Source organism: Eggerthella guodeyinii (assembly GCF_009834925.2).
Classification (GTDB): domain Bacteria; phylum Actinomycetota; class Coriobacteriia; order Coriobacteriales; family Eggerthellaceae; genus Eggerthella; species Eggerthella guodeyinii.
This window is the reverse complement of sequence record NZ_CP063310.1, coordinates 1,101,326-1,124,760: the sequence shown is the minus strand read 5'-3', so window position 1 is coordinate 1,124,760 and position 23,435 is coordinate 1,101,326. Positions and strand designations below refer to the sequence as shown.

The window sequence follows — 23,435 nt, the reverse complement described above, 5'->3', positions numbered from 1 at the left end:
GGAGGACGCGCGCAGGTGGGCGCAGCGAGCAGCCGCGGGGCGCAGGAGCGCCCTGCGGTTGCTCGACGTTCCATCGGTCGCCAGGCCAGCGGAACCTACATGATCTTCGTCTCCTCCAGCTTCTCGATGACGAAGGTGTTCAGCTTGATGACGGGCTTGCGCAGCACGAGGCCCAGCAGCAGCGCCGGGATCAGGAACAGCAGCAGGGTGCCGAGCTCCACCCAATACTCCATGCCGTAGATGCCGCCGATGCACGCGTGCATGGCCGCGATGCCGTGCGTGAAGGGCAGGTACGGATAGACGGCCTGGAAGAAGCTGCTGGTCATCTCGATGGGGAACGTGCCGCCCGAGCCGGCCACCTGCATGACCAGCAGCACCACGGCCACCGCCTTGCCGATGTCGCCGAACGACACCACCAGCGTGTACACGAAGAAGCTGAACACGAGCCCCGCCGCCCATCCGGCCAGCATGAACAGGAACGGATGCGGGCATTGGATGCCGAGGAACAGCAGGTCGCCCGCGCACACGAACGTGCTTTGCAAAAACGCCAGCAGCGCGAAGATGCCGAAGCGCCCGAGGTACAGCTCCCAGCGGCGCGGCGCGCGCGACAGCGACGCGATGCGCTGCTCGGACACCTCCACCTTCATGAGCGCCACGAGGATGATCGAGCCCACCCACATCGACAGGATGGTGTAGAACGCCGCCATGGACGAGCCGTAGTTCGCGATGCCGTACACGCTGTGGCGGTCGATGCTCACCGGCGAGGACAGGAACGACGCCATGCTCTGGGGATTCGAGCCGATGATGCTCTTCACCTGCTCGAGATCGCCCGACGACAGCGCGCCCTCCAGCTGGGTCAGCGCGTCCTGGAGCTTCGCGCTCGCCCGCGTCAGCACGCCCGTCGCCTCGTCGAGCGCTCCCTGCGCGCCCGTCAGGTCGCTCGACAGCGAGCCGGACGTCGAGGCCAGCGACGACAGCACGTAGTCCACGTCGTTCGACACGCGCACGGACGAATCGCTCACCGACGCGAGGGTCGAGCGCAGCGTCTCGGCCCGATACGCCAGATCGCCCTCGTAGCCGGTGCGCACGCCGCCCAAGCTCGCGCGCGCGTCGTCCAGCAGGCCTTCCACGGCCTTGCGCTGCTCGGCGGCGGTCTTCGCCGTGCCGTCCACGTCGCCGGCCACGTCGCCGATGCCGTCCGCAAGCGCGGTGAGCAGCGCGATCGTGCGGTCGAACTGGTCGAGCACGGGGTTGTCGGGATCGATCTTCGCCACGGCGTCGCGCGCGGTGGCGAACGCGTCGGCCATGCTCCTCACGTCGTCCGCGGCCAGCCCCATGTCGTCCTCCACGTCCGACACCTGGCTCTCGGCCGCGTCGAGGCCCTGGTCGATGCGTTTCGCGATGGCGTCTAAGCCGGCCTCGCTCTGCGCGAGCGCCGCGTCGACGAGCGACGCCGCGCCCGACAGCGAGTCGCCCACGCCCGCAAGGCCCGCCTGCGCCTCACCGAGCGCGTCGCGCGCCGCCGACGACGAGCTCCCCGCGTCGCCCATGATGCCGCCCGTGGTCTGCACGAGCGACGACGTGGACGAGATCAGCGCGGAGAACGCCGTGGTCTGCGAGGCGGCGCTGTCGAGGTCGGCCATCGCGAACTCGAGGTTGCGCTTGAGCGTCGAGGCGTAGGAATTCATCGAGTCGCCGTCCATGAAGTCGATGAGCTGGGAGATGGTTTTGAGCCCCACCTCGTCCACCGTGCTGGTGAACGTCTCGTCGATGCTCGACTGCACGGCGCTCGCGCCCTTGTCGGTGACGCGCGGCGCGATGGCGTTCTCCTTCTGGTTCGAGTAGTACACGATGTCGGAATGCTTGATGTCGGTGGAGAACAGCGTCATCATGTCGGCGCTGAAGCTCTGCGGGATCACGATGGCGGCGTAGTACGCGCCCGAGCGCACGCCTTCCACCGCCTCGTCCTCGCTCATGAACTCCCAGTCGAACTGGTCGTTCGCGCGCAGCGCCGAGACCACGCTGTTCCCGATGTTCAGGTCGACGGGAACGAGGTCGCTCGAGTAGCCCTCGTCCTCGTTGGCCACGGCCACCTTGAGGCCGTCGGTGTTCTCGTAGGGGTCCCATCCGCCCAGGATGTTGAACCAGGCGTACAGCGCCGGCACCACGACGAGGCCCACGAGCACCACGAGACCCACGACGCTCTTCGTCGCGTTCTTGAGGTCGCCCTTGAAGATTTCCCACACGACCCTCATACCTGCTCGCCCCCTTCGTCCTCGGCGGCATCCGCCTGCTTGCCCGGGCCGAACGTGAGATGCGAGCGCACCTTGTCGCGCAGGCCCTCCTCGTCCATCGAGGCGAGGTCCATCTGGTAGCCCAGGTTCTCGTGAACGTACTCGATGGCGATCAGGTAGCCGTCCACCGCCACGAGCACGGCGATCCACACCACGAGCATGAGCAGCTTGCCGTCGGCGTCCACCTGCACGGTGGACAGCAGCACGAGCATGAGCACCGACAGCGCCGCCAACGCCGCGAAGCCCGCGCGGATGAAGCGGCGGTAGTTCCTGCCGAAACGCTCGAAGCGCTTGACGAGCGTCTCGCGGTACGCGTCGGTGTCCAACAGCGCGCGGATCACCGTGCGCAGACGGTAGCGCTTGTGCTCGAGCTCGCCGCGCTCGCTGACCATCACGTCGGTCTCGGCCAGCTTGCGGTCGAACAGCAGGTTGATGTTCAGCAGGTACGGACGGGCCACGAGCCCGATGAGGAACGCGACGGGCAGGAACAGCGCGAGGTGCGCGAGGTCGATCCAGAACGCCTGGCCGTACATGCCGCCGATGGCCTCGCGCAGCGCCCCGATGCCGTAGGTGAACGGCAGGAACGGATGGATGACCTGGAAGAACCCGGACATCATCTCCACGGGGTACATGCCCGACGACCCGGGTATCTGCATGATGAGCAGCACGACGGCCAGCGCCTTGCCAATGTGCTTGAACGCCACGGCCAGCGCGTAGATGATGTTGAGGTAGACGAACGAGGCGAACACGCCGGCCGCCACGAAGGCCACGGGCTCGACGCATTGCACGCCGAGCACGAGGTCGCCCACGCACACGATGACCGCCTGCACCGCGGCGAGCGCCACAAGCAGCAGCCAGCGGCCGAAGTAGCTCTGCGTCGGGCTCATGCGCCCCACGCCGGTGCGGTCCACCTCCAGCTTGAAGATGGCGATGAGGACGAAGCCGCCCACCCACAGCGCGAGGTTCGTGTAGAACGGGGCCACGCCGGCGCCGTACGTGTCCACGGGGAAGACGGTCTCGGTGCGCAGCGTCACGGGTGCGGCCATGAAGCTGGCGGCCGCGTCGGGATTGACGCCGAGCAGGGTGGACAGCTGGTCGAGCGAGGCCGAGTCGCTGAGGGCGGCCAGGTCGGTGGCCATCGTGCTCAGGTGGCCCTGCACCGAGCCGAGCGACCAGCTGGACGACGAGAGCGCCTGCTCGGCCTGGCCGAGCGTCGCGTCGAGCTGCGCCACCGCGGCGTCGGCCTGCCGCACGAGCCCGTCGAGCGCGGCCACCGCGCCCGACAGCGTGCCGGTGGCCTGCGACAGGCCGTCGAGCCCGTACGACAGCTGCGGCAGCACGTCGGTGGACAGCGATTGCTGCGACTGGGTCAGGCCCTGCGCCTCGCCCTGCACGACGCCGGTCACCGCCTGCGAGGCGTCGACGGCCTTGCCGGCCGTCTCGGTGACGGTGGCGCTCGCCCGCTTGAGCGCCTCGATGGTTTCCTGCTGCTGGGCGTTCTGCTGCTCGAGCTGCTCGATGATGCCGGCCAGCTCGGGGTGGTCCCGCTCCAGGTCCTTGAGCGCCTCGAGCATGGTTTCGTTGTCCTTCGCCAGCTTCTCCGCGTCGGCCAGCAGGCCGTCCACGCGCTCCTGGAGCGCGGTCACGTCGCCCGCCGTCTGGCCGATGGCCGCGTTCGTCTGCACGGCGGCGCTGCTCACGAGCGAGCTCGCCTGCCCCACGGACGATGCCGCGGACGAGAAGTACCCGTTCGCCGCGTCGCGCGCCTCGGTGAGGAGGCCGCCGCCCTCGACGAGCGCCGCCGACAGGGTGGGCAGCTGGTTGAGCAGGTCGGACAGCGTGGCGCGGGCGCGCGCCGCCGAGTCGCGCGACGCGGCCACGGTGCCGCCCATGCCGTCGAGCAGGCCGCGCGCGTCGCCGAGCGCCGACGCCGCCTCGCTCACGCCGCTCGTCAAGCTGCCCTCGGCGGCGGCCACCCCGTCCTCGGCCTCATGCCCCACCTGCTGCGCGCCGCTGACGACGGCCTTGCTCACCGTCTGGATGAACATCGAGTTGATCTGCTCCTCGATGGCTGCGGCGCCCGCATCGGTCACCTTCGGGGCCACCGAGTTCTTCTTCTCGTTCACATAGTATTCGAGCTGCGGCTTCTCCGAACCGCCGTACGCCGCGCTCACCAGATCCTCGCTGAACGACTTCGGGATGACGATGGCGGCGTAGTACGCGCCCGACCGCACGCCCTCCATCGCCTCGTCCTGCGACACGAACTCCCACCCCAGCTGGGTGTTGTCGCGCAAGCCCTCCACCACCTCGGCGCCCACGTCGAGGTCGCCCACCACGTCGTCGCGCGTGCCCGCGTCCTCGTTGCTGACGGCGACGCGGATGCCGGACGTGTTCGCGTACGGATCCCAGTTCGCCTCGATGCTGTACCACGCGTACAGCGACGGGATGACGCACACGCCCAGCGTCACGATGATCGCCACGGGATTGCGCGCGAGCCGCTTCAGGTCGCGCAGCAGTATCTGAAAAACCGTCTTCATGCGGAGCTCTCGTCCTTGTCGGGCCGTGGAGACGGCCGATCCCCTTATCACCAGTACGTAAGGGAAAACGATAGCCCATCGAGGGTACGTGCGCAACGCGCGCGGACCGTGATTTTGCGATCGGTCGAGAGAATCAACCTCCGGTTGAACCATCGCGCGCTGGACGGGCGCGAGAAGCGCGTGCAAGGCGCGTTCGAAGCGCGTTGGAAACGGAGGTGCGCGACGTGGAAACGGCGCTGGAGGCGCGTTGGAACCGCGCAAGATTCGACGGCAAAGCGCGCTGGACGCACGCCATCGAAACGTAAGACCAGCTCGTTATCATAGAGGTACGGCACAACGGCGATGCCGCCATCGGCGAACAGGGAACGGCCATGGCCCGGCATCGCCCGCCGCGCCGCCTTCGACGGGCGGAAGACCCCCAACTCGGCTCCGCCCGTCGAAGAAGGACCCGGAGCGTAATCTCGAACGACGAAACGAAGTGCGGAAAATGGATGAAGCCGATAGTCGCAAAAGCGCGATCGCCCCAAGCTTCGAGGCAATGTCCCTGGGCGACTTGATCCACGATGTGCGCGGATGCAGCGTGATGCTGGATAGCGACCTCGCACTTCTCTATCAAGTCGAAACCAAGCGGATCAACGAAAGCGTTCGCAGGAACCAAGCGCGCTTTCCCGAAGAATTCTGCTTCCAGCTTACCCGAGAAGAGCATGATGCTTTGAGGTCGCAATTTGCGACCTCAAACAAAACCGAGGGTCGAGGGGGCAGGCGGTATCAACCGAGGGTTTTTACCGAACAAGGAATCGCCATGCTTTCCGCCGTTCTGCACAGCGCCGTAGCTATCGAAGTCAGCGTGAGGATCATGAAGGCTTTCGTCGAGATGCGAAGACTGCTCGCAAGCGACGCTCGTCTCTTCCACCGAATGAAGTCGATCGAACTACGGCAGATGATCGACCAGGAGCACAACGAGGAGCGCTTCGAGCGGGTGTTCGGATACCTCGAAGAGCGAATCGAACCCAGGCAAAGGGTGTTTTTCGAGGGGCAGCTATACGATGCATTCAGCTTGCTCGTGGAACTCGTGCAAAAGGCGAAGCATCGAATAGTGCTGATCGACGGATACGTAGACATCGAAACGCTCAACATCCTCGCGAAGAAAAACGAGTGCACGTCCGCTGTCGTTTACACGCGAAAAGGAGCCGGAATCTCTCAAACCGACATCAAGGTATTCAACGAGCAGTACCCCTCCCTACACGTTTGCCATACGAATGCATTTCACGATCGATTCTTGATACTGGATGATGGAATCGGTTATCACATCGGAGCATCGGTCAAGGATGCCGGCAAAAAGGCATTTGCCATCAATCGCATCGAGGACGATGCAACCCTGCACGCCATTCTTCAAAGAGCCGAAGCCTAGACGCGCGAGGGGGCCGCGCGAACGCGGCCCCCTCCCCAACTCTCTCGCCGTCCTCCGACGGTCGCGCCTGCGCTAGTTCCCCGCGGCGCGCGCCGCTTGGTAGGCTTCCACCAGCTTCTTCGTCACGTCGGCCGGCGCCTGCTCGTAGCCTTCCAGCTCGAGCGAGTACGACCCCGAGCCGCGCGTGATGGCGCGCAGGTCCTTCGTGTACGTAACCACCTCGGCGTACGGTACGCGCACCATGATGACGGTCTCGCCCGCGTCGTTCGAGTCGGTGCCCACGATGCGGCCGCGACGCGTGGAGATGTCGCCCATCACCGCGCCGGCGTACTCCTCGCCCACCGTCACGTCGAGGTTCGCCATCGGCTCGAGCAGGATGGGCTCGGCCTTCTCGCATGCGGCGCGGAAGCCGATGCGCGCGGCCGTCTTGAACGCCATCTCGTTGGAATCGACGGCATGGTACGAGCCGTCGTACACGGCGCACTTGATGTCCTCCATGGGATAGCCCGCCAGGAAGCCCTCGCGCATGGCGTCCTGCACGCCCTTGTCGATGGCCGGCAGGTAGCCGCGCGGGATCTTGCCGCCCACGATCTCGTCGACGAACTCGTAACCCGCGCCCGGATTCGGCTCGATGCGCAGCCAGCAGTCGCCGAACTGGCCCGCGCCGCCCGTCTGCTTCTTGTGGCGGCCCTGCGCCTCGGCTATCTTGCGGATGGTCTCGCGATACGGGATGCGCACGGGAATGAGCTTCGCCTCGACGCCGGTCTGCTCCTTGAGCTTCGCGATGAGCGTCTCGATCTGCGCCTCGCCCATGGCCGTGATCACGGTCTGGTGCGTCTCCTCGCTGCGGCTGATGACCAGCGTGGGATCGTTCTCGGCGGCGCGCGCCAGGAACGTGCCCAGCTTGTCCTCGTCCTTCTTGTTGACGGCCTCGATGGCCACCGGGTACTGCGGAACGGGCAGCGGCAGCGGGTCGATGGCCACGTCGCCCGACTTCGACATCGTGTCGCCGGCGCGCGTGTCGGTGAGCTTCGGCACCACGATGATGTCGCCGGCCTTCGCGCTCTTCACGTCGTTGGCCTCCTTGCCCATCATCACGTAGAGGTGGCCGAGGCGGTCCTTCTTGCCCGTGCGCGCGTTGATCAGCTCCATGCCCGGCTCCAGCACGCCCGAGATGACCTTGAGGAAGCTCAGGCGGCCGACGAACGGGTCGGACACCGTCTTGAAGACGAACGCCGCGGGCTCGCCCGTTTCGTCGACGACGGTCTCCTCGCCGTTGGCCAGGCGGAAGCGGCCGTGATGGCGCGGGTGCGGGAAGTAGGTAGCGATGTCTTCCATGACGCCTTGGATGCCCTGCTCGATGATCGTGGAGCCCACGAACACGGGGATGAACAGCTCCTGGGCGATGGCCTTGTCCAGCAGCTGTTCGAGCTCGTCCTGCGTGAGCTGCTCTTCGCCGTCGAGGTACTTCATCATGAGGTCGTCGTCGGCCTCGGCCACGAGGTCGCACAGCTTGTCGCGCGCGGCCTGGGCGGCGTCGGCGTACTCGGCCGGAATCTCCTCGATGCGCTCCTGCTCGCTGCCGGGATCGAAGTAGCGCGCCTTCATGCGGATGATGTCGATGACGCCCTTGAAGTCCTTGTCGACGCCGATGGGGATGGTCACGGAGCCCAGACGCGAGCCGAAGCGCGCGTGCAGCAGCGCCATGGCGGTGTCGAAATCGGCGTTCTCGCGGTCGATGTGGTTGATGAACACGGCACGCGACAGGCGCATGTCCTCGGCCTCGCGCCACAGCTTGGTGGTCATGACCTGCGGTCCCGCCACGGCGTCGACCACGAACAGCGCCATCTCGGCCGCCTGCATGGTGGCCAGCGTGTCGCCGATGAAGTCGGGATGGCCGGACGTGTCCAGCAGGTTGATCTTGTAGTCCTTGTACGGAACGGGGGCAATGGAGGTGCCGATGGTGAATTTGCGCCGGATCTCCTCATCGTCGTAGTCGAGGTAGGATTTCCCGTCGTGCGTCGTGCCCATGCGGGGCGTACGGCCGGAGACGTGCAGCATCGCTTCGGCGAGCGATGTCTTGCCGGCGCCGTCTTGGCCCACCAGCACAATGTTTCGCACGTGTTCGGTAGCAGGAGCTGCCATGTTGACCACCAACTTTCCTGTTGCGTGGTCCACGCCGTTGTCGTGTTGTCGTCAAGGCGCGAACCAACCGGGCCTTACCAGAAACGAACTTCAAACGCGTACCTGAAACCTTGACCCATAGTGTATCGCAAATGGCCGCTTTCGGCGTCCACAACGCCGGAATTCGACCTCGCTTCGACGCCGCTTCGACATCGCCTCCGACGCCGCCTCTGACGCCGTCCTCGCCCACCTTTGAAGAACCCGCGAACAACACGTTACCGAACGGTGACGAACCCGTAGCCGGAGCCTCGCCCCACGGCGCGCGCCGCCCGAGGCCCGTATAATCGGAGGCACCAAGCGGCTGGAGCCGCCACCCACCATAAGCGAGGAGACCATGAGCGACCAGAGCCCCATCATCGACGTCAACCCCGTCGCCAGCGCGAGCGACGCCGCGCGAAGCGGACGCCCGTCAGGCGGCGATACGTTCCGCGCGCCGTCGTACGGGAAGGACGCCGCGCAGGCCGCCGCCGTCAACGCCACCATCATCGACGGCGGCCCCTCTTCCGCGAAGAAGAAGCCCAGCCGCATCGGCGGCGCCGTGCAGACGGCCGTCGGCGGCGCCATCATGCTCGTGGGCGTGCCGATGCTCATCCTGCCCGGCCCCGGCTTGCTGGCCATCGGCGGCGGCGCCGTCGTGGCCGCAAACGGCATCAAGAAGGTGCTCGGCAAATAGCCGAGCCGAACGCGCACAACCGAAACGGGCCCCTCGTCGAGGGGCCCGTTTTTCACGGTTCGCCGCTAGAAGGAAAGCGTCTGCGCCGCGTCCGCCTCTTCGCGGTACTCGCCGAACGACGCGCGGTACTCGTACTCCGTCAACCCGCGCAACTCGTCGTCGCCGGCGGCGTAGTAGGAGTGGATCACCAGCAGCTCGCCGGTCTGGTAATCGTACTTCTCGTGCACGACCGAGGTGTGGTAGCCCCCGTACTTCTCCCCGGTCTCTTCGTCGTACCACTCTTCGTACAGCGGCGTCGGCTGCTGCGTGGGCCGCATGCCTCCCGTACCGCCGAACGGCGTCTGCCACCCGTACGGCTTGAGCGAGATGCTCACCGTGCCGTCGGCCACGTCCCAGCCCGTCAGCTCGTAGCCGCCGTATTCGCTCGTCTCCAGCTTGGCTCCGATCTGCGAGACGTCTACCGTCCGGTCGTCCTGCTCGTAGAGCGCCGCGCGCTCGTCCTCCGTCATCGATTCCCAATCGGCCGCGTACAGCATCGGCGTGAACGTGACGCTGGACGCGTCGGGCGACAAGCCCGCCAACTCCACCACGTATGCACCGGCCAGATCGACCCCCGTTCCGTCGCCCGCACCCACCGGGGTCAGCACGTTGCCCCGGTCGTCGGTGATCTTCAGCATGGACGGCGTGATGGAACCCTCGGCCACGTTGTAGACGGGGCGGCCGCTCTCCTCGACGGTTTCCTCCTCGTCGTTGCGCACCACCATCACGGTGCCCAGCTCGGAAGCCGTGAAACGCTGGATGCCCATGGTCTTGTCGCCGTCGGTGGTAGCGAACGTGAGATCCTGCGCGCCCAACTCGCGCGGTTGCGCCACCGTGCTCAGGTCGAGGCCCACGTCGAACGTGAAGGACTCGGCGCCCCCTTCGGAGGTTCCCCAGGTCGCCCATCCTTCCAGCGCGATGTCCACCTGGTCGGGCAGCGTCGTCTCCGGCACGATGCGCTGCATGACCTTCACCTTGCCGTCCTCCTGGTACGCGTCCAGCCGGAAGACGGAGTCGCCCCCAAGGGACTCGCCGTTGCTCTCGAGCTTGTAGGTGAAGCGCGGGGAGAGGTTCTCCAGGCGCGTCCACTCGCTCTCCTGCGAGCCCTCGTAGCTTGCCTGGTCGGCCATGTCGAAGCCGCCTTCTTTCTCCAGCGTGAAGAACAGGTTGACGATGTTGCGGTCGCACGACACGGAGTCGAGCGTCACCTGCACCCCCTCGACCTCGACGGTTTCCCCCACCTCGGCGTTCAAGCTGGACACGCCTTCCTCCAGGCTCCCGTAGATGGGCAGGTTCTTGCCGCCGGCGAAGAACGGCGCGTCGCCCGGCTGCATCTGCAGCAGCGTGGTCGCCGCGAACGCGGCCCCGCTCAGCAGCGCAACGGTCACGGCCGCCGCGGCCACCAGCGCGCCGCGACGCACGACGCGGCCGCCCGTCGATGCCTCGCCGTGCGCCGCGCGGACGCCCGTGCGGCGGCGCGGCGGCTCGCGGCGCTGCGAGGCCGTCGCGCCCGCCGATGTCGGACGATCCTGGGGGATGGACCCCAGCGACGCGTACACGCCGTCGAGCTTGGCCTGCGCCTCGCGCGGCAGCGGGCCCGCATCCAGCTCGTCGGCCACCGCCCGCCGCAGGTCGTCCTCGTTGTCGATGCTCTTCCAACTCATCGTGCCACCTCGGCTTCCTCGCTCGATCCGTCTGTGTAGGCAACCTTGAACCGATCGCGCGCCCGCGACAGGCGGGTGCGCACCGCACCCTCCGACACGTTCATGATCTGGGAAATCTGGCGCACGGGGAAATCGTTCACGTAGAACAGCACGAGCACGAGCCGGTCGTCGGCCGTGAGGCGTCCGAGGGCGTCGCGCACGTCGAGCGCTTCCTCCCGGTCGGGATCGCGCGCCGCGACGCCGCCCGCCAGCATCTGGCCGGCCGACGGCTCCCACGACACGTCCGAGCCTTCCACGTCGATGTCGAAGACCCCCATCGCGCACGGCGTCTCGCGCTTGCGCGTCCGTCGGAAGTCGTAGCACGTCCGCAGCAGGATGCGCATGAACCACGTGCCCACGGCGCTGCGGCCGCCGAAGCGCGGCATGGCGCGCCACGCTTTGACCGCCGTCTCCTGCAGCGCGTCGGACGCATCGTCCACGTTGCCGAGCACCGCCATCGCAGCGCGCCACAGCGGCTGCTTGCTGTGCTCGAACAACGTGGCGAACGCTTCGCCGTCGCCCTTTCGAGCTCGCTGTATCAGATCGTCCACGCGCACGCCCCCTTCAAGGTCGGTTGCTCATTAGACGCACCCGACGGCGAAAAGGTTACACCCGATTCTGCTTTCTTTCGCGTTCGGCACCTTGTCTCGCAGTGGATCAGCGCACGGCGGGCGTGGAGCACTATCCGAACCGACCCCGAGCGCGCTCGCCAACAGCGTCGATTCGTGCCGGCAATCCCGACCATCCGGAAGCCCCCACATCCAGGAGGACGCACCGCACGCAATTCGCGCTCCAGCGCACAAAAACTTGCGACGTGCGAGACTTTGAGGCCCTCAGAGGCCCCTAAGTGGACGAACACAGCCGCGTCTCGGGCGGACCCGCTCCCGCGATCTGGCATTTTCGGTCCGACGACTCAAGGTTGAAGGAGAGGTGCTCCAGGATGGTTTCGCACGTCGAGGGTTTTTGTGCAAAAAGCACTCGATCCGCTGCCAAACCGCCATTGACCGATAGCGCTGTCCTGAGCTGAGGAGCCCGCAGGCCTTCGCAGCCGAAAGGACCGCAATGGCAAGCAGAAAGCGTCGCCGCATCTTCCTCGCAAACGTCTAGCGCTTCTCGCCGGTCTCGCTGTCGATGCCGGCGGCCCCCAGCAGCTGGTCGAGGGTGTAGTCGTCGAAGCCCTCGTAGCGATAGAACGTCCGATAGAACCCGATCGTCTCGTCGCGCATGTTGACGTCGGCGGCGTACGCGGGGTAGAGCACCTTGAGCACCCACAGGCAGCCGAGGATGCGGGCGGCCGACGGCGGGCGGCCGAACCACGAGAACGGCGACTGCGGAATGCGGTAGATCTCCCCCGCCTTGACGCACGGCACGTTGTTCCAGTGCGCGTCCGTCTTGATGGCGCCGTAGATGTCGGAGCTCTCGGAGTCGCTCATGCTGAACTCGGCGACCAACACCGCGTCGGGGTTCCACGTGATGACCTGCTCGAGGTTGACGCTGGGCATGCCCATGCCCTGCCCTTCCGTGCCCGGCATGTCGGCCACGTTGCCCGTGTTGATGAGGTCGAGCGCATCGGTGACGTGCATCGACCCCACCGGGTCGGTGGTCAGGCCGTCGTTGCCCTGCGCCAGGAAGATGGATTTCCGCTCGGCCTCGGGGATGCTGTTCGCGATGCGCTCGATGACGGCGAGCTTCTCCTCGCAGAACGCCGCCAGCTCCTCGCCGCGCTCCGAGCATCCGACGAGCTCGCCCACGTAGCGGAACATCGCCGGCGCGCTGCGCACGTCGTAGTCCACCAGCACGACGGGCAGCCCCGTCTGGTCGCGGATGTCGTCGGCCATCGCGCCGCCCACCTCGTCGGCGGTCCAGTAGCACAGCAGCACGTCGGGGTCCTGCGCCGCGATCTCCTCGGCGTTCGGCACCGATCCCGCGCCCATCCACACGCCCAACGACGGCAGCGCGAAGTACTCGTCGGGGATGTACTTCTTGTTGTCGCCGGCCGGCCGGAAGTTCCATCCGGCAAGCTTCTCGGGCGCGAGGGCGAACAGATCCACCGTGCCGATGGGATTCGTGCAGAACACACGGTCGATCTGCTCCGGCACCATCACGCTGCGCCCGCCCATGTCCTCGACCGTGCGAAGGTTCCCCTGCGCGAACCCGTTCTCCGAGCACCCGGAGAGGATGCCGCCGAGCGCCGCGGAGGCGGCGGCGCACGCGGCGAGGCGCGCGAAGCCTCTTCTGGTCATGCTCCGTTCGATGCGCATATCACGCCGTCCTTTCGTTCTCGAGAAACGGCACGCAGGCCCAGCCCGCTTGCCCTTGCGGCCCCTCCACGACCCCCACGCCCACGTCGACGCCGTACAGCGCGGCGAGCGCATCGGCCGTGAGCACCTCGCGCGCCGGCCCGCTCTCCACGCCTTCGCCGCGGCGGATGCACACCACGCCGCCGTCCAGGAGGAACGCGTGGTTCGGATCGTGCGAGGTGATGACCACCGCCAAGCCCCTCGCCACCAGCTCGCGCACGCGGCGCAGCACAACCACCTGGTTGCCCAGGTCGAGGTTCGCGCAGGGCTCGTCCATGACCAGCAGGCGCGGCTGCTGCGCGAGCGCGCGGGCCACGAGCACCATCTGCCGCTCGCCGCCGGACAGCGTCGTGCAATCCCGATCCGCCAACGCGCCCAGCCCCAGCTCGTCGATGACCGCGCACGCGATGCGCTCGTCCTCGCGCGTGGGCGCCGCGAAGCCGCCGAGCGCGGGCGTGCGCCCCATCAGCACCATCTCGCGCACGGTGAAGCCGAATGCGGCATCGTGGCTCTGGGGCACGTAGGCAACCGACTGCGCGTAGCGCCTGCGCGTCCAGTCGCGCACGTCCTCGCCCTCCACGAGCACCGTGCCGGACAGGCTCGGCAGGAAACCGAGCATCGTCTTGAACAGCGTGGTCTTCCCCACGCCGTTCGGGCCCAGCAGCACGACGGCGCTGCCCGGCTCCAGCGCAAACGACACGTCGTCGAGCACGGCGCGCCCGAGATACCCGCACGCGAGGTTGCGCACCTCGAGCGCGTTCACGACGACCTCCTCTGACGGCAGATGAGGTACACGAACAGCGGCGCGCCCAGGATGGCCGTGAGGATGGACAGCGGTATCTCGGTGGTGTAGACGCTGCGGCACACGTCGTCGACAAGCATGAGGAACGCGCCGCCCAGCAGCATGGACGCCGGCACGAGCGCGCGATGGTCCGATCCTACGAGGAAGCGCGCCAGATGCGGCACGATGAGGCCCACCCAGCCCACCATGCCGGCCACCGCCACCGACGCGGAGGTGAGCAGCGTCGCGAAGCCGATGACGGCGAGCCGCGTGCGCTTCACGTCCACGCCCAGCGAGCGCGCCTCGTCGTCGCCGAGCGCCATCACGTTGATGCGCCACCGCAGCACCATGAGCCCCACGGTGCCCACGGCGAACGCCGCCGCGAGGCCCAGCAGGTCGCCCTCGCGCACGCTCGACAAGCCGCCCATGAGCCAGAACGTGATCTCGGGCAGCTGGGAGTTCGGGTCGGCGAGGAACTTGACCGCCGAGGTGAACGCCTGGAAGAGGTTGCCCACCACGAGGCCCGAGAGCACGAGCACCAGCACGCCGCCCATGCGGCGCCCGATGACGCTCGACAGCGCGTAGCTGACGAACACGGCCGTAATGCCCATGGCGAACGCGGCGATCTCGATCCCGAGGCTGCCGAACGACAGCAGGATGCCCGCAGCCGCGCCGAAGCACGCGCCCGCCGACGCGCCCAGCAGGTCGGGCGACACCATGGGGTTCTTGAAGATGCCCTGGAACGCGCAGCCCGCGCCCGAGAGCGCCGCGCCCACGATGAGCGCCGCGAGCACGCGGGGCAGCCGAATGGTGAAGAACACGTTGGCGTCGGCAGTCTGCAGGGCGTCCCCGCCCGCGAACGGCGCGGCGAGCAGGGCCAGCAGCTGGCCGAAGTCCATGTCGTAGCGCCCGAGCGTCAACGAGAACGCGAGCACGGCGACCACAGCCGCGGTGAGCGCCGTCAGCACGACGGCCTTGCGCCGCCGCGCCGCCCCGGCGCCGGTCGAGGCCGAAAGGACCTCGGATGCCGCAGGGGCCGAAGCCGCACGCTCGTCCTCGGCGGCGATCGATCCGTCCATCAGCCCTCGCCTCCCATGCTCTGCGACGCGTCGTACGCGCCGCCTTCCACGCCCACGCCCTCCACGACGATCGGCTCGACGACCTGGCCTTCCTCCACCGTCGTCGCCGTGATCGTCAGCTCGTCGCCCACGGCGCGCGCGGCGAGGCCGAGGCCCGCCGCCTCGTTCACCACCTTCGCCAGGTCGGCGGCGCACGCGGCGGCGTCGGCGTCGGCGAACGTGTGGTTGTGCTTGAGCAGGATCGTATCGCCGCCGTCGGGAGAGAACCACGTGATGGCGCGCACGAGGGCGGGCGACGTCACCCGCACCGTCGCCTGCGCGGGCGCGTTGTCGGCCGTCGAGCCCGCGCGCGCGTCGAGCGTCTCCAGCGCGAGCCCGCTCGGCAGCGTGCCCGTCACGGGCGCGTCGAGCACCGCGCACGACCCGGAGGCCCCGACGATGGACGGCAGCGCGCCGTCGTCGCGCGCGGAGGCGATGGAGAACCCGGACTGGTAGAGCGCGAAGAACGACCCCGACGCCCCGCCCGCCGTGGCCCCCGACGACGGATGCAGCGAGAACGTCACGGCGTCGGCGCTCGCGCGCACGTCGAGGGCCACGGCGCCCCCGTCCAGCTCCGCGCCGTTCAGCAGCACCTTGAAGTCGCCCGCCACGTCGCCCGATGCGGAGATGGGCCGATCGAACACCAGCTTGACCTCCGCGCTCTGCGACGCTTCGGTGCCGTCGCTCCTGCTGAGCAGCTGCACGTCGACGACGCGCGGCGAATCGTCGTCGACCGTCGCCTGGGCGCATCCCGCGCACGCGAGCGCGCACGCCGCCAGCGCGCAGGCCGCCAGCGCCCGCGCCGCGCGCCGCGCGCCTCGTTTCCGAGCGCCCCAGCGCCCGCTCCCCCGCTTGATCATCGCACGTCCTCTCTTGCGGCGTCGTCCGCGCCGCCCCTCCTCATCGCGCGCACGAGCGCGCGAACCCCGAACAGTGCCGCCGCCGCAAGCCCGACGGCGAGCACGGCCGTCCCCGCGAGCAGCGCATCCGCCAGCTGCGGGCCGTCCACCGTCACGGTCACGTCCGCTACCGCATCGTCGTGGTACGCGAGCGACGCCGTGCAGGTGAGCGTCGCCGTGCCCGCGCCCGTCGGCACGAGCCAGGTGCGCCCCAGCGCCTCCACGACGCGCACCACGCCCTCGTCGGAAGACGAGAACGCCAGCTCGGGCGTGCGCGTCTCGAGGCCGTTGCACGAGCAGCCGCCCCACGCGTCGGCCGAGCCGCACAAACACGGCTCGATGCCGCACATCCAGTCCATGCCGCAATCGACGCCCGCCTCGATGGAGGCGGGGTCGCACGCGGCGGACAGCGCCGTCGGGCAGAAGCGGGGCACCGCGAGCGCGCCGGAGCCGCCCCCGTCCGCAACCTCTGCCGCCGACTCGACGCCGAACGCGGCCGCCGCCACGCGCTCGATGGCCACCGGCTCCACCGCGCGGTCCTCGAGCGACGCGATGCCCCAGGCCGGGCCCGCGCCGGCGCATGCGCCCGCGAGAGCCGCCAGCGCCAGCGCGACGGCAAGCGCCAGCGCGGCCGCCGTCCCGCGCGCCGGGCGCGCCGCCCGATCGCTACGCGAACACACCGCGGATGTCTTCCGTCACGTTGCCGCCCTCGGAGAGGAATATCTCCTCGAGCGACGACCCCGGGTACTGCTCGTGCACGGCGGCCACGCTGTCGTCGAACGTGAGGCGGCAGCCCTTGATCATGCCCAGATGGTCGGCCGCGTCCTCCAGCTCGCGCAGGTTGTGCGAGCTCAGGATGACCGACGCGCCCTTCTCGTGGGCGTACTGGCCCAGCAGGCGCTTCAACAGGTTGCGCTTGCCCAGGTCCAGCCCATCGAAGCTCTCGTCCAGCAGCATGGTCTTCACCCCGGTGGCGAACCCCAGCAGGATGCCCAGCTGGCGCTGCATGCCCTTCGAGAAGCCGGCCACCTTCGCCGTGGGGTCGAGGTTGAACAGCGCCAGCATCCGCTCGTACACGTCGTCGGACCAGTGCGGGTAGTACCCGCGGTAGAACGACCGCATGGTCTCCGGGGTGGCCTGCGGCAGGAAGTACGGCTCGTCGGCCACGATGAACAGCGAATCGTGGCTCACCCGGTCGTCGTGCATGGGCACGCCGTCGATGCGCACCGCGCCCGCGTCGGGCTTGTACACGCCCGCGATGATCTTCAGCAGCGTCGTCTTGCCCGCGCCGTTGTAGCCCACGAGGCCGTACACCATGCCGTCCTCGACGGTGAGCGTGACGTCCTCGAGCGCCGTGAAGGCGCCGAAGCGCTTCGACACGCCTGATACTTCGATCATGGGAACGCCTCCTTTACAGATACGACGGCGCGAGCTCGGCCGGAAGGTAGAAGTACACGTACGCCTCGATGCCGCGCAGCTTCGCCTGCACGAGGTAGCCGCCCGTCATGTAACAGCCCATGCGCAGGTTCGGGACGACCTCGGCGATCTGGTCCTGCTCGTCGATCACCTTGAGCGCGCCGAAATCCTGGGTGATCCAGTACTGGCCCGCCGTCTGGGAGCGGTACGCCATGAAGTAGCGGCTCACGGGCTGCGTCACCTTGTTGATGGACGCGTACGGGTCGTCGAGCTGGAACGTCAGCTGCTCGATCACGCGCGCGTCGAGCGTGCCGCCCAGCGCTTCGATCAGCCCCTTGCCCTCGAGCCACGCCATGGTGTTCGTCCAGTCGTCGGTGACGTAGGTCACCGCGTTGCTGAACGAGTAGCCGAACGACGACACGTCCAGCTCGGGCGACAGCGTGAACATGAGCGCCGCGCGCGCCGGCTTCGACGGCAGGTAGCGCTCGTTCGCGTTCATGTTCGACAGGTCGGCGGCCAGCGCCTCCAGCAGGCTCGCGCGCTCCTCGTCGGTGCATTCCACGGCCGCGATGCGGTTGAGCGCCCCGTCGGCCACGTACACCGAACCGGTGCGGTAGGCGTTGTACGAGGGGGATTCCGTCAGCGCGGCCCGCTCGTCGTCGGACAGCCCCGACGTGTCGCCCGTGATCACGGCGTTCTCCAGCTCGTGGGTATGCGCGTCGTTGTCGAGCGCCAGCATGGCGGACAGCTCGCCGACGGTCGCCTGGCTGTAGTAGCGCACCACCTCGGCACCGTCCTTCATGCGGTAGCGCAGCACCACGTCGTAGGGCACCACCGTGCTCTGGAAGTCGGTGTAGTCCGTCTCCTGCGCGTCGCGCGCCGAGGCGATGAGCTGGCCGTGCAGCGAGCGCACGATGTCGATGGACGACGGTTGCGCGTAGGTGCGCATCGACGTGTAGTAATAGGATGCGCCGCCGGCCACGCCCGAGAAGCCCTGCGTCAGGTAGCTCGGCGAGCCGTTGTACGACACTTCCACGCTCTCGACCTGATCGACCTCGGGAAGGTAGCCGGCGTAGCCGAACGCGCCCGTGGACACCACGCCCACGACGGCCGCCATCACCGCCAGCTCGCCGCCCACGCACAGAAGCGTCGTGCCCCGCGGCGTGCGGCCGCGCAACGGCCCGAACAGCAGCACGAGCGAGACGAGCACGAACAGCGCCGCACCCACCACGAGCGCCACCGCCACGTCCACCGACCCCAGCAGCGCGACGGACGCGGAAAACGCCGCCAACCCGAACACGGCGACCGAGAACAGCGAGAACGCGGGCGACTTGCCCGCCATCTCCGCCTGCTCGCCGCGGCGGCGGCACAGGGCTGCGAGCCCCAGCGCCGACAGCGCCAGATAGGCGGCGAACCACCCCAGCACGAGCCTCCACGAGCCCAGCTCGGGGAAGTACACGGGATGGAGCGCCATGAAGAACTGGTGCTGCGCGCCGGCGTCGGCGAAGAACAGCAACGGGTTCAACCAGGAAAACTCGTCCAGATACGACGGCGCCACCTCGACGGCCTGGCCGTACAGCAGCGCGCCCGCGGCGTTGCCCACGAGGAGGTAGTCGGCCAGCATGCCGACGCCCCACAGCACCACGGTCACGCCGGCCAGCAGCGCGACGGCGAACGAGCACGTCTCGAACAGCGTGCCCGCGCAGATGACCGCGATCCCCGCCAGCGAGAACGAGACGAGCGCCACGGTCACGTAGCCGCACGCGACGTAGAAGAACTCGTGCACCTCGCCCTGGTACAGGCCGAGCGCCAGATGGTTGAGCAGCAGCGACAGCGCGAACGGCACGCCGATGCCCACCACGATGCACAGCGCGCCCGCCGCGTAGCGCGAGAAGAACAGCTTCACGCGCGACAGGCCCACCGAGAAGAACGCCGTGGTGGCGCGCTTCACCAGCAGGAAACGGAACAGGACGATGGCCAGCACCGCGCCGAACAGCACGCACGCCGCGTTGACCACCGGCGCGAGGTCCTGGGCGAAGAACTGGTACTTCAGCTGCTCGTGCGTGAAGTTCACGTTGAACACCGAGATGTCGTTCACCACCGAGGTGGACACCGGCACGAGCACGACGAACAGCGCAAGCCCCGCCAGCAGCACCGGCAACGCCTGGCGCAGCGAGAACAGCAGATCGTGCGCGAACGGGCGGCGATGCCCCGCGCGGCCGCGGCGGCCGCGGCGCGAGCGCGCGTACTTCTCGGACGTGAGCTTGGCGCGCCAGGTCAGCGGGAACTCCGCTTTCAGCTCCTCGCCGCGCGCCTTCCACCGACGACGCTGGGCGAGCTTGCGACGCGCGAGGCGCACGAGAAAGCGCGCCAGGAAGAACAGCCCCGCGAACACCCCGGCGACCAGCAGCAGCGCCGCGACGATGAGCAGCGCGTCGAGGGGCCCGAACGGCGCCACCTCCACGTCGAACGCGTAGCTGGCGCTGCGGTAGTGGACGAGGTCGGCCGTGATGGTGACCGTCGCGGTGCCCGGCGACACCGGCACGATCCACGTCTGGCCGAGCGCCTGCACCACCGTGGCCACGTTCGCGTCGCTCGTCGAGACGGACACGGAAGGCACCGTCTCCTCGAACCCGCCGCAGGCGCAATGGCCCCACGCGTCGGGCTTGCCGCACGTGCAGGGGTCGTAGCCGCACACTTCGTCCATGTGGCACTGGATGCCGGTGCTGATGGACTGCGGCGTCGTGTTCACGGACAGCAGGTTCGGGAAGATGGCGCCCACCGCCTCCGTCGGCAGCGTGGCGTCGTCGGTCGCGGCGCGGCTCTCGCCCGTCAGCCGGTACAGGTGCGGCATGAGGCCGAGCTGCTCGGCGTTCTCGTCGACGGTTGCGACGGGCTCGCCGGACGCCGCTGCGTCCGGCGAGCCGCCCATGTCGGCCGCGAGCGCGCCTGCGGGGAACGCGACGGCGAGCGCCGCCGCCAGCAGCAGCGCGACGGCGGCGTGCGCGAGGCGCGCGGGCGGCATCGCGCTATTCGGCCTTGCCGGCATCGCCTTCACCAGCCTCGCCCTCCGACTCGCCAGCTGCAGGCTCCTCGGCGGGGAGCTCCTCAGCGGCAGGTTCCTCGCCGGAAACCTCCTCGACGGCTGCGCCGTCGTCGGCAGTCTCCTCGTTCGCGGACTCACCGCCGACGACTTCCCCGTCCTCGCCTTCACCCGCGCGCTTCCTCCTGCGCACGACGAGCACGACCGCGCCCGCGATCGCGGCCAAGGCCACGATGCCCGCGGCCGCCGGCACGATCCACGAGCCTGCGCCCGCATCGGAGCCGATGGTGTCGGACGCGCCCGCCGTTTGGGACGTCGCCTGCTTCTTCGCGCCGGGCGTGTTCGTCTCCTGCAGCTGGTAGCCGGACAGGTCGTCGGTCGACAGCGCCCACGTGGAGCAGTGCGTCAGCGTGAACGACGCGTAGCCCGCCTCCACCGTGGTTTCGGCCTCGGCCTCGCCGAACGCCACCTTGTCGGGATCGAAGCAGTACAGCTTGAGCACAGTGCCGTCGTCAAAGGACGCGTCCACGTTCACGTACACCGAGGCCTCGCCCGGCAGGTCGCCGGAATGCGCGAAGTCCAGCACGATGCCGTCCTTCGCCTGCTTCATGATGTTGGCGACGTTGCCCGTCCCCAGCTTCGACACGGCGATGGTGGGATCGAACGCCCGATCGGCCGCATCCTCCTTCAGCTTGTCGCCGGTGAACGTCCACGAGTAGTCCGGACGCTCCGACGATGTTCCCGACCAGAAGATCACCTGGTCCTCGGTGCCGACGATCTTCGCAAGCGTCGCCGGCGCGTCGAGGTGGCTGTTGCATTCCGACAGGATGACCTTGCCGCCGTCGGTCTCCATCTCCTTCTCGTTGACGTCGTCGTCGCGCGACTCGACCGCCTCGGCCGCCTCGGGCACGCCCGAGCTGCTGGGCGCGGCCGACGGGAGCGCAGCGGGCGCTTCGCCGCCGGACGAGGACCCGCCGCCCGAGGACGTCCCGCCGGACGAAGACCCGCCGGACGACGGGGGCTCGACGGGCGCGGGAGGCGCGCTGACGTCCACCTGGACGTACGCGGCGCCGTCGGTGTACTGGCGCAGCGAAGCGCCCACGGTGATGGTGGCCGATCCCGCCCCGTTCGCGGTGATGACCAGCGTGGAGCCGCTCATGTACGCCGAAGCCACGCCGGCGTTGCTGGAAGAGGCGTACGACTGCGGGTAGTACGTCGTGTACCCCCTGCCGTTGCACGTGCATTGGCCGTTCGCGTCGAAGCACGAGTACCCGGCCGCAATGGACTCTTCGGTGTCGCACGACTGCGGGCACTTCGCCATGCCGCACCCCAGCGTCTGGTCGGACGAGGACGGGTTGATGGACACGCTCACGTTCGTCGACGCGCCCGCCTGCAAGCTCACGTACGTGGTGCCCAACGACACGCCCACCGTGCCGAAGTTGAAGTACGCCGACGCCTGCGAAAGCGGCACGAAGCTGGCCACGAGCGCCAGCGCCAGCGCGAGGGCGAGCAGGGCGGCCGGCGCGCTCCAGGCCCGCACCGACGTCTGTTGGAATCCCTTCGTCATGTTACCGATCCTTTCCGTCTTGCGACGACGCATCGCTCGGAGCCGCCGCGTTCGCGCGCTTGCGCCGCAGCACGACGACGGCGACGATGGCGGCGATCACCACGGCAGCGACCGCAACGCCCGCCGCCACGAACGCGAACGGCGGCACCGCATGCGCGGCGGGATTCTCGCAGCACGACGGCATATCGCCCTGCGAGGCTGCCGCCGGCGCGGGATCGCAGCAGCTGCCGCCCTGCATGGTGCTCGAGCCGCCCGTCACGATGGTCTTCGCCTCGGTGGTCAGATCGCGCGACGACACCACGTACGTCTTGCCCTCCTGCGCGGTGAACACGGCGTACCCGCCCGACACCGACGCCTGGGCATCCTCCTTCACGAACGCCTTGGCCGCTTCGTCGTACGAGAACAGCGCCACGGCCTCGCCGTCGGCGAGCGCGCCTTCGGCCAGGGCGTACACCGTCGCCGGGGCGAACAGGGCGCCCTTCTGCGCGAAGTCCACCACGACGAAGTTCGACACGCCGTCGAGCGGCTGGTTGAGCGCGCCGCGCGCCTCCGTGGCCACGTCCAAACTCACGTCGCACGCAACGACGTCGCCCGCCCCGTACGTGGTGCCGTTGAACGTGAGCGAGTACGCGGGGTGGTAGTACGTGTCGCCCTGCCAGAAGATCACGTCCCCGTCGACGCCCGCCATCTCCGCAAGACGGCCCTCCACGTCGCAGGATTCGCCGATACGCACGTTGTGCACCGGGCGCCCCATGACGGTCTTCTCCACCACGTCGGCCTTGTCCTCCTGCTGGACGCCCGCCGTCTCCGGCACGTCGACGAGCGCCGCCGAGCTCGCGCCCGCGCCCTCGGCCGTGCCGGACACCGTCACCTTGAGCGTCGCCTCGGCATCCATGAACTGGCGCAGCGACGCGCGCACCGTGATGGTCGCCTCGCCCTCGGCCTTGCCGTACACGCTCAGCGCCCCGCCGTTGTAGACGGCGGTCGCCACGCTCGCGTTGCTCGAGGTGGCGACCGCGCTCGCATGGTACGTGGTGTACTCGGAGCCCGAGCACTGGCACTGGCCGTTCTCGTCGGCGCACGACTCCGAACAGCCCTGCGGGCACTTCGGCATGCCGCAGCCCTCGGTCTGATCGTCCGAGGAGGGCGTGATGGCAACCGTCACGCTCGACGTCGCGCCCGCCTGCACCTCCACCGCCGTGGTTCCCAAAGCAACCGACACGCTCCCACGGTTGTAGTACGCGTACGCCTGAGCAGGCAGCATGCTGAGCGCCAACGCAAGCGCGATCAGCAGGCCGAGCACGGCGCAGCCCGTCGTGGAGCCCGTTGTTATGACAGCTGGTTTCGAAACCACATGATCCCCCTTGTTGTATCGTCGGATGCCCCGTCTTCGCATCCGACCGTCGAACCCTGATGAGGCGGGGCGCGAAAACCGCCCCGCCTCTCTTCATTCCCTGCCGTTCGCCGCCG

The 23,435-nt window shown here is 68.5% G+C and carries 16 protein-coding genes; 2 read left to right on the top strand and 14 right to left on the bottom strand.

What is annotated here, in order from left to right; genetic code table 11:
• Positions 1 to 95: 95 nt before the first annotated feature.
• Positions 96 to 2,255, bottom strand: a complete 2,160-nt coding sequence (locus GS424_RS04495) for a YhgE/Pip domain-containing protein (protein ID WP_160942921.1) — start codon at positions 2,253 to 2,255, stop codon at positions 96 to 98.
• Entirely contained in the window at positions 2,252 to 4,831 is a 2,580-nt protein-coding gene (locus GS424_RS04490) for a YhgE/Pip domain-containing protein (protein ID WP_160942922.1), read from the bottom strand. The genes GS424_RS04495 and GS424_RS04490 overlap by 4 nt, the downstream gene beginning before the upstream one ends.
• Positions 4,832 to 5,318: 487 nt before the next feature.
• Between GS424_RS04490 and GS424_RS04485 the strand changes: the two genes are divergently transcribed.
• Positions 5,319 to 6,242, top strand: a complete 924-nt coding sequence (locus tag GS424_RS04485; protein ID WP_160942923.1) for an ORF6N domain-containing protein — start codon at positions 5,319 to 5,321, stop codon at positions 6,240 to 6,242.
• Positions 6,243 to 6,314: 72 nt separating this feature from the next.
• Here GS424_RS04485 and GS424_RS04480 read toward each other — a convergent pair whose 3' ends face one another.
• Positions 6,315 to 8,387, bottom strand: a complete 2,073-nt coding sequence (locus GS424_RS04480; RefSeq protein ID WP_193666547.1) for an elongation factor G — start codon at positions 8,385 to 8,387, stop codon at positions 6,315 to 6,317.
• A gap of 373 nt (positions 8,388 to 8,760) precedes the next feature.
• Between GS424_RS04480 and GS424_RS04475 the strand changes: the two genes are divergently transcribed.
• On the top strand, positions 8,761 to 9,099 hold the full coding sequence (locus GS424_RS04475) for a hypothetical protein (protein ID WP_160942925.1): 339 nt from the start codon (positions 8,761 to 8,763) through the stop codon (positions 9,097 to 9,099).
• Between the two features lie 65 nt (positions 9,100 to 9,164).
• Here GS424_RS04475 and GS424_RS04470 read toward each other — a convergent pair whose 3' ends face one another.
• From GS424_RS04470 to GS424_RS04420, 11 genes are all read right to left on the bottom strand, one after another.
• Complete coding sequence (locus GS424_RS04470) at positions 9,165 to 10,802, bottom strand: DUF4179 domain-containing protein (RefSeq protein ID WP_160942926.1); 1,638 nt, start codon at positions 10,800 to 10,802, stop codon at positions 9,165 to 9,167.
• Positions 10,799 to 11,392: an RNA polymerase sigma factor gene (locus GS424_RS04465; RefSeq protein WP_160942927.1), complete on the bottom strand. Its 594-nt coding sequence runs from the start codon at positions 11,390 to 11,392 to the stop codon at positions 10,799 to 10,801. Before GS424_RS04465 ends, GS424_RS04470 begins: the two co-directional genes overlap by 4 nt.
• Before the next feature lie 552 nt (positions 11,393 to 11,944).
• Positions 11,945 to 13,102: an ABC transporter substrate-binding protein gene (locus tag GS424_RS04460; protein ID WP_160942928.1), complete on the bottom strand. Its 1,158-nt coding sequence runs from the start codon at positions 13,100 to 13,102 to the stop codon at positions 11,945 to 11,947.
• A gap of 1 nt (position 13,103) precedes the next feature.
• Positions 13,104 to 13,904 carry an ABC transporter ATP-binding protein gene (locus tag GS424_RS04455; protein ID WP_218958884.1) on the bottom strand — a complete coding sequence of 267 codons (801 nt, stop codon included), beginning with the start codon at positions 13,902 to 13,904 and terminating at the stop codon, positions 13,104 to 13,106.
• Positions 13,901 to 15,001 (bottom strand): FecCD family ABC transporter permease, encoded by a 1,101-nt coding sequence (locus GS424_RS04450; protein WP_160942929.1) that lies wholly within the window; start codon positions 14,999 to 15,001, stop codon positions 13,901 to 13,903. Before GS424_RS04450 ends, GS424_RS04455 begins: the two co-directional genes overlap by 4 nt.
• Positions 15,001 to 15,900, bottom strand: a complete 900-nt coding sequence (locus GS424_RS04445) for a hypothetical protein (RefSeq protein WP_160942930.1) — start codon at positions 15,898 to 15,900, stop codon at positions 15,001 to 15,003. The genes GS424_RS04450 and GS424_RS04445 overlap by 1 nt, the downstream gene beginning before the upstream one ends.
• Complete coding sequence (locus GS424_RS04440; RefSeq protein WP_160942931.1) at positions 15,897 to 16,619, bottom strand: hypothetical protein; 723 nt, start codon at positions 16,617 to 16,619, stop codon at positions 15,897 to 15,899. The genes GS424_RS04445 and GS424_RS04440 overlap by 4 nt, the downstream gene beginning before the upstream one ends.
• On the bottom strand, positions 16,606 to 17,337 hold the full coding sequence (locus tag GS424_RS04435) for an ABC transporter ATP-binding protein (protein WP_160942932.1): 732 nt from the start codon (positions 17,335 to 17,337) through the stop codon (positions 16,606 to 16,608). The genes GS424_RS04440 and GS424_RS04435 overlap by 14 nt, the downstream gene beginning before the upstream one ends.
• Positions 17,338 to 17,350: 13 nt before the next feature.
• On the bottom strand, positions 17,351 to 20,380 hold the full coding sequence (locus tag GS424_RS04430; RefSeq protein WP_160942933.1) for a hypothetical protein: 3,030 nt from the start codon (positions 20,378 to 20,380) through the stop codon (positions 17,351 to 17,353).
• Positions 20,381 to 20,384: 4 nt separating this feature from the next.
• Positions 20,385 to 21,965: a hypothetical protein gene (locus GS424_RS04425; protein WP_160942934.1), complete on the bottom strand. Its 1,581-nt coding sequence runs from the start codon at positions 21,963 to 21,965 to the stop codon at positions 20,385 to 20,387.
• Position 21,966: 1 nt separating this feature from the next.
• Positions 21,967 to 23,319: a hypothetical protein gene (locus GS424_RS04420; RefSeq protein ID WP_160942935.1), complete on the bottom strand. Its 1,353-nt coding sequence runs from the start codon at positions 23,317 to 23,319 to the stop codon at positions 21,967 to 21,969.
• Between the last annotated feature and the right edge of the window lie 116 nt (positions 23,320 to 23,435).